Origin of the sequence: Sporolactobacillus inulinus (assembly GCF_006539285.1) — a bacterium.
Lineage (GTDB): Bacteria > Bacillota > Bacilli > Bacillales > Sporolactobacillaceae > Sporolactobacillus > Sporolactobacillus inulinus.
On the sequence record NZ_BJMS01000047.1, the window covers coordinates 1 to 12,503 of the forward strand.

Consider the following 12,503-nt stretch of genomic DNA (forward strand, 5'->3'; position numbering starts at 1 on the left):
AACCAACGAATGATCGGTTTTATCGGAATTGGACTCATGGGCAGCCGCATGGCCGGCCGCCTGCTCGATGCAGGAAATGATCTTGTCATCTACAATCGTACCCAGTCAAAAATGCAGCCACTGATTGAGAAAGGCGCAAAGGGTGCGTCATCCCCTAAGGAAGTCGGCAGCCAAGCAGACATCGTGTTCACGATGCTTGCCGATCCAAAAGCAGTTGATGCCGTTGCCTATGGCGAACAGGGACTGCTCGTCGGCATGAAGCCGGGCAGCCTTTGGATCGACAGCAGCACGATCAGTCCGACACAGTCGGTACAGTTAGCAAAACGTGCTCATGAGAAAAAGATTCGCTTTCTAGACGCGCCGGTTGCCGGGTCAACGGGGCCAGCTGAAAAGGGCGAACTACTCTTCTTTGTTGGCGGCGATGCCGCTGATCTTGAAGAAGTTCGTCCGCTGCTTAATGTGATGGGCAAAGCCGTCCATCATAAAGGGGCAAATGGAGCCGGAACCGCGATGAAGCTCGTCAACAACCTGATGCTCGGCCAATCGGTTGCCGCGTTTGCAGAAGCAGTAGCTTTCGGGGAGAGTCTCGGTTTAGACAAGGAAGGCGTCATTCAATCGCTCTTCGCCGGACCAACCGCAGCACCGATCCTTCATTTCAAGGAAAACAAGATGTTGAAGGAAGACTTCGAGAATGCCGATTTTAAAGTCAACAGTATCTATAAGGATATGGAACTGGCTTCTGAAGAAGCATACGGACATGGCTTTGCGCTGCCGCTATCGAATCTGGTCAAAGCGTTTTACGGACTTTGCCAGCAGCAGGGAAAAGGTGATTATGATTTTGCGACCATCTATGATTTGCTGAAAAAGCACTAATTGAAACGATTAAGGAGCAAGAGGCCGTAAACCCCTTGCTCCTTTTTATTTGATACGTCTTTTTTTCCATTTTTTCACAGTGGCGCGTCGTTGCTGCTTTGCCTGCAGCAATTGATCCGCTGCCCGCTTGATCTTTTCCGGCAAGGCAAGCATCGGATCAGGATCGATCATCACATTCACATTATGCGTTTTGGCAATCGCCGCTGCTTGCAGGGCAACACCGACCGCCGCATGCTGCAGCAGTAAAATCACGCTGCTGCGCATGATGCTCCGTTTCACAATCGGCAGTTCCTCTTCTCCAAGCGTTTCCCCGCTGCTGTGCAGAAAAAATACACGCGCCGTTCCTTGAGTGCAGCTGCTGACCACCGCCGCTTTTCTACGGTTGCGGTGCGCGCGGTTGGCAATCTGCACACCTGCAAACGGAAGCGTACCATCTGAATGTGAAGCGCCAACGACCAAGATTGTCGGCCTTTTTCGCTTTCGCCTCATGTTATACCGGATTGGAGACGATCAAATCCATGGTGCCGAGCAGCTGCAGTGTTTGAACCGCAGCCGGTACAACCAGATGATCGCCTTTTTTCAGATCATAGCTCGTGCCCTCGATTTGCAGCGTGCCTTTCCCATCAAGAACACTCATTAACAGAAACGGCCAATTCTTCTGGATTGGTTCGGTGCGGCCGCGTACATCCCAATGCGATACGGTAAAAAGATGCTCACGAAGCAATTCGGTGAACTTTGCCTCCGCTTCTTGACGAACATGGTAGGTCAGACTTGGGTCAACATGCGGACAGTTGGCAACATCAATCGATTGTTGGATGTGCAGTTCGCGCGGTTTTCCATCTGAACCCGGACGGTCATAATCATAAACGCGGTAGGTTGTATCCGAGCTCTGCTGCGTTTCAAGAATCAGACAGCCGCCGCAGATGGCATGAATCGTTCCGCTTGGCACATAAAAAAAGTCGCCCGGTTTCACTTTGACACGGCGCAGCAGGCTGTCCCACTTTTTCTCAGCAACGGCCTGCTTAAATTCTTCACGTGTTTGCGCCGTATGGCCATACACAATTTCTGAATCTTCATCACAGTCAATGACATACCAGCATTCGGTTTTGCCGAACGGTACATGTTCGTGCGCTTGCGCATACGCGTCATCCGGATGCACTTGTACCGACAGATCGGTCCGCGCGTCCAGTATTTTCGTCAGCAGTGGAAAATCATTGCCTGAGTAGTTGTCGAACAGTTCTCTATTTGATGCCCAAGCATCGGCCAAGGTTTTTCCGGCAAGCGGTCCGTTTTTAATCACGGCAGGTCCGTTCGGATGCGCGGAAATGCCCCAACATTCGCCGGTCGTTTCACTTGGAATCGTGTAACCGAACACATCACGCAGACGCGATCCTCCCCAGATTTTTTCATGAAGCGCAGGTTCTAGAAAAAGCGGTGTTTTATCCATCTCTGAAATCGTCCCCCGTTCTATACAATCCGTTTTCTATTATACCATTCTTTTTGTGACAGGAAATCAATGGTTATTCGAACCTATGGTCACTTTTCTCAGACCTTATGAATAAAAAAAGTGCCTCACCGTCAAAAATGACGTTTGAGGCAACTTTTTGTACTATTTTTTGTTCGTCTCGTAGCAAATGGTAGAGATTAATGCGCATCCGTCACCGCTGCATCGGATTTTACCAAGCTGCGGTTTGGCATGAGTACGCGATAGACAACGCCTGTCACGAGGACGCCGATCGGCCACGAGAACGCAGCGACTGCTGAAAACGCAGGGAGCAATGCCAGAGGAACCGTAATCACAACACCGATCAGAAACGCAGCAAATGCTTTCATGTGATACCCTTTCGTATACCAATAGGCATGATCGGCTCCTTCTTGGTACAAGTCCTGAACGTTGATTTTCCCGTGTTTAATTAAATAATAGTCAACGATAATAATCGCAAAAATCGGACCGAGAAAAGCACCTAGACCGCCAAGAAAATAGTTTACGGCAATCGGATTCGCATACACTTGCCATGGCATGACGACCACCGACAGAACCGAAGTGATCATCGCTCCACGCCGAAAGTTAATTCGTTTCGGCGCAACATTCGCAAAATCATAAGCAGGAGAAACGAGGTTCGCAACAATGTTGACGCCCATTGTCGCAATGATGAAAACAAGCGCACCAACGATCAGGAAAAACGGATTGTCGACACGCTGAATCAGCAGCACCGGATCGGTAATCGCCTTTCCGAAAACGGTTATGGTTCCGGCTGTGATCACCACGCTGGCCAGTGAAAATGCCGTAAAGTTGACGGGAAGCCCCCAGAAGTTGCCGCGTTTTGTTGTTTTTACAGATGGAGAAAAGCGAGTAAAGTCGCTGACATTGAGAATGATGGTTGAAAAGTATGCGATAACAAGCGAAATGGCACTGAAGAATTGGACAATTGCTTGGCCGGAAGAAACTTTTACCGGACTGGCACCGATATCGATTTTGCCGCCCGCCTTAAATGCAATCCATCCAATTAAAATCAGCATCATCGCATAGACAACCGGTCCGCAAAAGTTATCAAACTTTCGGATAAATTCCATTCCATAGTTAAAAATGAAAAATTGCAAGGCCCAAAGGAAAAGAAAACCGATCCAGCCAGGAGCAGACAGTCCGAGAAAAGTTGTACCCATCATCGACTTCATATCAGGAAAGATCAAAAGCAGGATTGCAACAACGGCGACCGAAGACAGATACGTTTGAATGCCATACCAGAAAATAGCAATGACCCCGCGAATCAAAGCCGGCACATTCCCGCCAAACACACCGAACGAAATACGCGAGAGCACGGGATAAGGAACCCCGAGCTTCGTTCCAGCAACACCGGTCATATTTGCCAAATACATTACGACAAACGCACCAATGATTTCCGCAACAAGCACTTCCCAACCGGTTAAACCGAGAAAAAAGAGCCCCGCCGCGAACGTATAGGTGCCGATGCTGTGCACATCGGACATCCACATCGAGAGCAGACTGTAAGTCGTCCAGCGCCGCTCACGTGCCGGTGCTAAATCTTCGTTGTACAAACGGTGACTGGCGCCTGAAACCGTTCCTGTGAAAATAGCTTGACTGGCTTTCTCCATCCATAACCCTTCTTTCAGTTAAATGAACAAACACGTTCCGCAGAATTCAGCAGCTTTATTGTTCGAATTTCTAACAACTAGCGTTATTAATTTTCACAATATATAGATTAGTACAGAAAATTATACTCGTCATTAGTTAAGACAACTAAATATTTTTCTTGAATTAATTAATTTAAACAAAGGTTAGATTGATCGCGTTATATTTTCTTACATTTTTCAACGGAGGGAAACCGGTTAAGAAGCGCGCGGTCGTTACTTCCGCAGGATGCGGTTTTGAACCATCACTCTGTGCACGAACGACACTTCAGCAGCTCGCATCAACAGGGCACGACCGCAGGTGCCCGAGCGCATACGTGTCTTCCCCATTGTGCACAGGACGTATTTTCACATGATGCGCTGACTTCCGCGTTGTGCACAGGACGTATTTTCACATGATGCGGTTTTGAACCATCAATAATAAAATAGCTCGTAAAATAAGCGGAGATTTTTCGGTTATATGCGGAGTAGAGCTCATTTCAGGGGTACATAAGGGGAGGTTTTCCGGTTATGCAAAGCAAAATCCCTCCTTTTCACGTTTTTCACGTTGATAAGCGGAATCTCTCCGTCTATTAAGCTGTTATTTAGTTTATTTTCTAATTAAGGGGAATTTTTCCGTCTATATTACATTCGCAGGACGCGCTGACTTCCGCGTTTCGCTCAGGACGTACTTTCGCAGGATGCGGCTTGGAGCCCTCAATCTTTTGTCTGACGGGTACTCTCCGGCTGCTTGCATTAACAGGGCACGACGCGGGCGCACCACGAGCCTCCTCAGACATGCAAGAATCTGCGGGGTCTCCTTTGTCCTGCTCTACTCTCCCGCAGACGCCCGAACGCTTCCCACAAAAAAAAACGATGCCGCACATCTTGGGCATCGTTTCGTCGCTTCACTTGTTATGCTTTTGCCGAGATCCAGCGACCGCGGGCGCTGCTGTTAATCTTTCCCTCAGAATAAACGACGGTACCGCGGTTGATTGTGGTCAGCACCTTTGCCGGGAAGATGCGACCCTCGTACAGACTGAACGCGTTCCGTTGCAGCAAGCGTTCACGGGTGACCCGCTCCGATTGGTTCAGGTCGACAATCGCCAGGTCGGCATCTTTTCCGATGCCAATTGATCCTTTACGTGCCGACAAGCCAAAGCGCTCGGCGGGATGGCGTGCCGTCCATTCGGCGACCTTCGTCAGTGAGATTTCATGATCCAGAGCAATTTCAATCGCGCTCAGCAGTGAGAATTGACCACCGCTGATGCCGCCCCAGGCTTCAAATAGATTTTCTTTGTCTTTATCTTTCCACTCACAGGGGGAGTGATCGGAAGAAATGAGATCGATTTGCCCTTGCAGGAGCTGATTCGTCAGACCGATCCGTTCGGCTTCACTGCGAAGCGGCGGCGCGCATTTTCCGACAACGCCGAGCTTTTTGAAATCGTCGTGATTATAGAGCAAATAATGGGGACAGGTTTCCAGTGTAACGTTAAGCCCTGCTTTTTTCGCCGCTTGGATGCGCTGAACGGCTCTGACGGTGCTGATATGTACAAAGTGAAGCGCGCAACCGGTTAATTCAGCAAAGAGGAGCGCTCGCGAAACCGCTTCAACTTCGGCGAGCGGTGGGCGTGATTCGGCATAGTCATCAAAGCCGGTTCGTCCTTGATTCAATTTTTCCTGCTGCAGAAAAGTGACGATTGGTGCACTCTCTGAATGCAGTGCCAGAATACCGCCGAGCTCGGCTATTTTTCGCATACCGGCAAGCAGAGACAAGTCATCCACGGATTTGAATTCAGCGTTGCCCGATGGTGATAGAAATGCTTTGAAACCGATGGCCCCGCAATCGAACAAATCCTGCAGATCATCAAGATGATCGGGAACAAGACCGCCCCAAAGCGCGAAATCGATACATGACTTCTCTTCCCCGAGCGCCACTTTATCCTCAAACGCTTGTTTCGTAACGGTCGATGGAATTCCATTCAAGGGCATGTCGAAAAAAGCGGTACAGCCGCCGGCAGCGAGCATTGCCGAGCCCGTCTCAAACCCTTCCCATTGCGTACGTCCGGGATCATCAAAATGAACATGAATATCGATCATTCCGGGAAAAACTGTTTTTCCTTCTGCATCGATTACCTGCTGCGCTTCGCCGTCGATCGCTTCACCGAGCGCAACGATCCGCCCCTCTTTTATGGCAAGATCTAATTTCGTCACTTCATCACGGAGAACAACCGAACCGTTTTTTATCAGCAAATCATAGGTCATCACGCTTCCCGCCCTTCCTCATTGCTTTGATCAAATGATTTCATTTGAACCCTTCTCCCTTACATGCCCCTTCATTTCCGGCCATCAAGCAACCTTCCGTTTAATTTTCTACAGCTGCCAGCTCCTGAACGTAGACATCCATGGCTGCTTGCAGTGCTTTGCCACGGTCTATCTTGGCACCGCAGCGAATCAGTGCTGCTTCGAGTCCGGCAAGCACATGCAGCACGCAGTCTTCACGGCAGGCATAACCCATCGTGCCGATACGCCAGATCTTGCCTTGCAGCGCGCCGAACGAGCCTGCAATTTCAATGGCGAAGTGATTGAGCAAAATGTCGCGAACCTCATCGGCGTTCACGCCGTCCGGCACGGAGACGCAAGTTACCGTAGGCATTTTGCACTTCGGATCGCCGAACAAGCGGAGTCCCATTGCTTCCATGCCTGCCATCAATGCCGCCTCGTTCACCTTGTGCCGTTTAAAACGATTTTCCAGCCCCTCTTCTAAAACGAGCCGCAACCCTTCATGCAGTGCATACTCCATTGATGTCGCTTCTGTATGGTGGTTAAGACGCCGCTCGCTCCAGTAATCCTGCAGCTGGCTCAGGTCAAAATAGTTGCTGCGAATCGGCGTGCTTGATCCGGCCAGCCGGTCGGCATCCGTTGCAATCCCGCGTTCCACTTTTTTACGCCGTTTAATCACTTGATCCACGCGATCATTGTACGTCAATGGGACAATCCCCGATGGAATCGACAAGCATTTTTGCGCGCCGCCGATCAGCGCATCGATGTTCCATTCATCGGCACGCACATCCGCGCCGCAATAGGTTGCAACCGCATCAACGACGAGCAAAACATCCAGCTCGCGGCAAGCCTTACCTACTTCCGCCAACGGCTGCATCCGTCCTGTGGAAGTTTCCCCGTGAACCAGCGCGACCACTTTCGGTCGTACTTTTTTAATTTCAGCAATGATCTCTTCCGGATCAAAAACCGTACCCCATGGGCAGTTCAACGTGTGGATCTCTGCGCCATAGCGTTCGCCGATTTCAACAAACAGATCGCCGAAGCGTCCGTAGATCGGGACAAGCATTCGATCTCCAGGTTCAATGAGACTGGCGATCATTGCTTCCAATCCGGCGCGTGATGTTCCGTCAATCGGGTGTGCCCAATGATTTTTCGTCTGAAACGATGCGCGCAGCATCACCATCACTTCATTCATGATCTTCGTAAACGCAGGGTCGAATTGACCGAGAATCGGCAAGGACATCGCGCGCAGGACACGCGGATCAACCGCAACCGGCCCTGGGGTCATGATCATCCTCGGTGGTGTCTGGAGCATACGATAACGCGACACAACACTCACTTCTTTCATTTTTTTATCGTAAAATTTTTCTTACAAAATCAGAACGTTAAAATTGTCCTCGTGCTACTGAGATCAGCCTGATCCCTTCACTAGGTCCGTGAGACGCCTGCGGCAAGAGCAGCTGTCAATTCATAGGTTGGTGAATCCAATCCGCGTGCAGCACAACGGAATAGGCGCTTTCGCTAAAAGCGGCGCGCAGAACACGAAAGCCGCCGCATCTAGGGCAGTAAGGACCAGACCGGCCCGTTTCTTCTTAAAAGATTAGTAGGCTAAATGATGCAAAAGCTTCATTAACATCTGAACACCGGTTTCCAGATCATCAAGCTTCGTGAATTCATTCGGCGAATGGCTGATGCCGTTGTGGCTTGGGACAAACATTAATGCCGTCGGACAGTAGCTACCGAAAATCTGCGCATCATGTCCGGCACCGCTCACCATTTTCTTGCACGGTATCCCCGCTTCCTGTGCCAAGGAATAGCTCAGTTCCGCAAGCTTCGGATCAAGCGGCACCGGGCGCGCATCCATCCATTTTGTTATTTGAATCGAAATTCCCGATTTTTGCGCCTGCTGCCGAAAATAGGCAAGTGCTTGATCGCTGAAATGATTCATGACATCGGATTGATGATGACGAATATCAAGGGTAAAGCTGCAGCTTCCGGGGACGACGTTAGGTACATTGGGTGCTGCTTTGATGCGTCCAACCGTTGCAACCAGTCCATTCCGTGCTTGCTTAGCCCGGCGGATCACATGAGCGATCATTTGCGCGGCCGCATAGACGGCATCGTGACGCCGATCCATCGGCGTCGTCCCAGCATGGTTGCTCTCACCGGTCAACGTGATGGTGTAGCGCTGTTGACCGACAATATGCGTTACCGCCGCCCATGTATTCTTTTCAAGTTCAAGTGTGACTCCTTGTTCGACATGCGTCTCGATAAAGCAGGCAATATCATTGCGCGCAGGCTCCGGATAATCACCTTTGCCGAAGCTGGCTTGCTGCATCGCATCAATGAAGCGGACACCGGATGAATCCTCCAACCCGGCCGCATCGGACTGCTGATAGGCTCCGGTAATGCTCCCGGAACCCCAGAAGGAGATTGGAAATCGGCTGCCTTCCTCCTCGCACAGCGCCACAACTTCCAACGTGCGTTTCGGCGCGCCAAATTGTTGTCTTAACCGATCGACCGCCAGTAAAGAAGCCAGGACACCGAACGCGCCGTCATATTTACCGCCGTCAACAACGGTATCAAGATGTGATCCGGTCAAGATAACAGGCGCATTGTCCTCAGTACCCGGCAATCGGCCGAACAGGTTGCCTACATCGTCGAATCGCACAAGCAGGCCTGATTTGCTCATTTTCTGTGCGAGCGCCTGCTGTGCTTGTTGCCAAGCCTCATCATAAAGCAGCCGCGTGACCCCGCCGTTTTCGGTTTTACCAAACGACGCGAGCCAATTAATCGATTGACGGAGATCGTCTTTTAATGTCGTTGAGGCTTGATCCATCATCACTCCTCGCCTTCCTTCTGCGTTAGATCTCCTAACATACTCCGATTAGGAATAGGGTTATTTTAGCAAACAATAGCGATGAGACCATTATAAAATAGTCCAATTTTTCTAATATCGATTGGTTACATTAGCTAAAAGTCACCATCGCTCTTCAAGATAGCATTTAGCGAAAGTTCCTTTTGCTGCGGCTTTGATTCATCACTTGTGCACGGGTACGCTCCGGTTACTCGCTTAGCGCAGGCGCCAGAGCATCTGCGCGTTGATGCTCTGGCTTTTACATGACCAAAAATCATAAACGTTCCTTACCTGTAAGCTGAGTCCTTTCTTTCACAGGATGCGGTGACTTTCGCGACGATTGCCTTGCAGCGAAAATGCTCCAATCATCCGTTCACATTTCCGTCACATCCTACAAAGGAAATCCAACGTGTAGGCTAAAGCTACAAAAAAAGCATAAAATTGTTAGATTATTTAACACGTTATTTCATATTTTTGCAGACTTGTTATAAACTTTTCAACAACCAAATAGAACAGGAGGCGGTTTGTGATGACGGCAACGAACATCAAAAGGAAAACTCCTTATCCAACAGATTGTACCTTTACCCCACAAGACTGGAATGTTCTGATAAACTATTGGTATCCGGTGGCTGAGAGCGCTCAAGTCAGCGATCAGCCGCTTGCGGTCACACTGCTTGATGTTGCATTGGTGGTTTATCGCGCAAAGGGAAAAGCGGTGGTTGCCCGCGACTTGTGCATCCATCGCGGAACCCCGCTCAGCATGGGCTGGGTGGAAGACGACAACATTGTCTGTCCATATCATGGGTTCAGTTACAGTGCTGATGGGCAGTGCGTGTCGATTCCCGCCCATCCGGAGGCAAAAATATCGCCGCGACTCTGCTTAACTGTTTATCCGGTTGTCGAACGCTACGGTTTGGTCTGGACCACCCTCGCCGGAGAAAGCGATCACGTGCCGCCATTTCCAATTTGGGGCAATGAAGATTATAGTTCCTTTTTAGCACCAACGATCGACATTAATGGATCGGCAGGCCGGCAGATTGAAGGCTTTGTTGATGTCGCTCACTTTGCCTGGGTGCATACCGCAACGTTTGCCGATCGCAACAACGCATTCGTTCCGAGTTACAAAGTGTCGCGCACGCCGCAAGGCATCCACACCGATTATCTCAGCACGGTGAGCAATTATCCAAAAGGAATGGCCGACCCGTCCCCTGCAGCGTTCAAATGGCTACGTGAATACGACATCTATCCTCCGCTCTGCGCCCGGCTGATCGTTCATTTTCCAGAGGGCAAGCAGCTTTGGATTCTGAACGCCGCAAGTCCAATCTCTGCACGCAAAACACGTCTCTTCTGTCCAATTGCCCAAAACTTCGATAAAACACTTTCGGTTGAAGACGCCTGCGCGTTCAACTTAAAAATTTTTAATGAAGATCGGGAAATGGTCGAGAATCAGAAGCCGGAAGAGCTGCCGCTCGATTTGCGGGCGGAAGCACATATCATGGCGGATAAAACGTCGATCGCCTACCGGAAACTGTTGAAGGAGATGGGGCTCGGCAAGAGCTATACCAGTTAAGAAGGACTGATCAGATGCCTTCCATACCTGCTTTGATTCCAGCAAAACAAGGAGGTACAGCTTATGCACTATGTGATTGTCGACAAAGACACATGCATCGCTTGCGGAGCCTGTGGATGTGCTGCTCCGGATATTTTCGGATACGATGATGACGGCACATCGCGCGTCCTGCTTGACGATAATCAGGGAACAAAGGAAATTCCTGAAGCCCAGCTCGATGACGTCATCGATGCCTGCGAAGGCTGCCCGACTGAGTCGATTAAAATGAGCGGGACCCCCTTTAACGGCGATCCGGCAAAAGAAGAACATGAAGCAAGCTGAAACCTACGAACAATAAATAGACCATGGGGAGTGTGAAAAGAATGGAACAGACCCATTCAAAAGGAAAAATAGTTTCACTTGGGATCCAGCATATGCTGGCGATGTACGGCGGCGCCGTCATCGTACCACTGATTGTCGGCGGCGCGGTTGGGCTTAAAGGGGCTGAGCTTGCCTTGCTCGTTTCCATCGACTTGGTTGCCTGCGGTATTGCTACATTGCTCCAGGCATGGAAAAACCGCTTTTTCGGTATCGGCTTACCGATTGTGATGGGCTGCACCTTCACCGCTGTCTCGCCGATGATTATCATCGGAAAATCATATGGCATGCCCGGTATATGTGGTGCCATTCTCATCGCCGGTTTGGTTGTGCTGGCGCTGTCCACCTTCTTCGGGAAAATCCGCTCGCTCTTTCCGCCGGTTGTTGTCGGATCCGTCGTCATGATCATCGGAATTACACTGATTCCGGTTGCAGTGAACAACCTTGGCGGCGGAGTCGGCGTGAAGGACTTTGGAAGCCCTCAAAATCTGACCCTTGGATTCGGAGTACTCGCCCTGATCATCCTCATGAACCGATTTTTCAAAGGATTTATGCAGACGATTTCGATCCTGCTCAGTATTGTTGTCGGTACCCTCGCTGCCGCGTTTATGGGAAAAGTCGATTTTTCATCCGTCGGCCAATCGGGCTGGTTCAGTTTGATCGCTCCATTCAGTTTCGGTGCACCGACCTTTCATCTTGATGCGATTATCGCCATGTCGATCGTTGGGATTGTCAGCATGATTGAAACGACCGGCGTCTATCTGGCTTTGAGTGAGATTTGTGGAAAAAAAATTGACGAAAAAGCAATGCAGCACGGCTATCGCGCTGAAGGTCTAGCAATCCTGCTCGGTGGTTTCTTCAATGCTTTTCCTTATACCACTTTTTCACAGAACGTTGGTCTGGTTCAGATGACCCGGGTGAAATCACGCAGCGTCACCGTAGTCTGCGGCGTTGCTTTGGTTGCCCTTGGTCTGATTCCGAAAATCGGTGCGATTACCGTCCTCATTCCAAACGCGGTCATCGGTGGTGCAACGCTGGCCATGTTCGGCATGGTCATTGCTTCCGGCGTCCGTATGCTCGGAAAAGTTGATTTTTCTCGTCAAGAAAACTTGCTGATCGTCGCTTGTGCCGTCGGCATTGGCATGGGCGTTACGGTGCAGCCGGCATTGTTCGCCCATTTTCCAAGTCTGATTCAGATTCTGACGAATAATGGAATCGTTGCAGGGAGTCTTACCGCTCTTATTCTCAATCTTATTTTAAATGCCGGACGTCGTACTTCTGCAGAGCCAATCGACGCTGCTTCAAAGCAAATGATCGCAGAAACAAGCGCAGCAAAAGAAGTTTGATGAGGCGCGCTTTTTAGTGGAAGTTCCTACTTCCGCAGGATGTGATGACTTCCGCGTTGCATACAGGACATACTTTCACAGGATGTGA

The 12,503-nt window shown here is 50.1% G+C and carries 10 protein-coding genes; 4 read left to right on the top strand and 6 right to left on the bottom strand.

The window, feature by feature from the left end:
• Positions 1–873, top strand: an 873-nt coding sequence (locus SIN01_RS08020) for an NAD(P)-dependent oxidoreductase (RefSeq protein ID WP_244935251.1), incomplete at its 5' end; no start/stop codon positions are given.
• A gap of 45 nt (positions 874–918) precedes the next feature.
• Here the strand turns inward: SIN01_RS08020 and SIN01_RS08025 are convergent.
• The 6 genes from SIN01_RS08025 to allC all read right to left on the bottom strand — a co-directional run bounded on the left by SIN01_RS08025 (position 919) and on the right by allC (position 9,127).
• Positions 919–1,332 carry a hypothetical protein gene (locus SIN01_RS08025; RefSeq protein WP_010026497.1) on the bottom strand — a complete coding sequence of 138 codons (414 nt, stop codon included), beginning with the start codon at positions 1,330–1,332 and terminating at the stop codon, positions 919–921.
• Positions 1,333–1,363: 31 nt separating this feature from the next.
• A complete protein-coding gene (manA, locus tag SIN01_RS08030; RefSeq protein WP_010026498.1) occupies positions 1,364–2,320 on the bottom strand; it encodes a mannose-6-phosphate isomerase, class I in 957 nt (318 codons plus the stop codon).
• A gap of 197 nt (positions 2,321–2,517) precedes the next feature.
• Positions 2,518–3,987 (bottom strand): NCS1 family nucleobase:cation symporter-1, encoded by a 1,470-nt coding sequence (locus SIN01_RS08035; protein ID WP_010026499.1) that lies wholly within the window; start codon positions 3,985–3,987, stop codon positions 2,518–2,520.
• A gap of 930 nt (positions 3,988–4,917) precedes the next feature.
• Positions 4,918–6,267 carry an allantoinase gene (locus SIN01_RS08040; protein ID WP_029548219.1) on the bottom strand — a complete coding sequence of 450 codons (1,350 nt, stop codon included), beginning with the start codon at positions 6,265–6,267 and terminating at the stop codon, positions 4,918–4,920.
• Positions 6,268–6,367: 100 nt separating this feature from the next.
• On the bottom strand, positions 6,368–7,615 hold the full coding sequence (gene pucG, locus SIN01_RS08045) for a pyridoxal-phosphate-dependent aminotransferase family protein (protein WP_029548220.1): 1,248 nt from the start codon (positions 7,613–7,615) through the stop codon (positions 6,368–6,370).
• Between the two features lie 270 nt (positions 7,616–7,885).
• Positions 7,886–9,127 carry an allantoate deiminase gene (gene allC, locus SIN01_RS08050; RefSeq protein ID WP_010025746.1) on the bottom strand — a complete coding sequence of 414 codons (1,242 nt, stop codon included), beginning with the start codon at positions 9,125–9,127 and terminating at the stop codon, positions 7,886–7,888.
• A gap of 544 nt (positions 9,128–9,671) precedes the next feature.
• Here allC and SIN01_RS08055 point away from each other — a divergent pair.
• From SIN01_RS08055 to SIN01_RS08065, 3 genes are all read left to right on the top strand, one after another.
• Positions 9,672–10,712, top strand: coding sequence for a Rieske 2Fe-2S domain-containing protein (locus tag SIN01_RS08055; RefSeq protein ID WP_010027259.1), 1,041 nt, complete (start codon positions 9,672–9,674; stop codon positions 10,710–10,712).
• A gap of 63 nt (positions 10,713–10,775) precedes the next feature.
• On the top strand, positions 10,776–11,033 hold the full coding sequence (locus SIN01_RS08060) for a ferredoxin (RefSeq protein WP_010027258.1): 258 nt from the start codon (positions 10,776–10,778) through the stop codon (positions 11,031–11,033).
• 41 nt (positions 11,034–11,074) lie between these two features.
• Positions 11,075–12,415, top strand: coding sequence for a nucleobase:cation symporter-2 family protein (locus tag SIN01_RS08065; protein WP_010027256.1), 1,341 nt, complete (start codon positions 11,075–11,077; stop codon positions 12,413–12,415).
• The last annotated feature ends 88 nt before the right edge of the window (positions 12,416–12,503 follow it).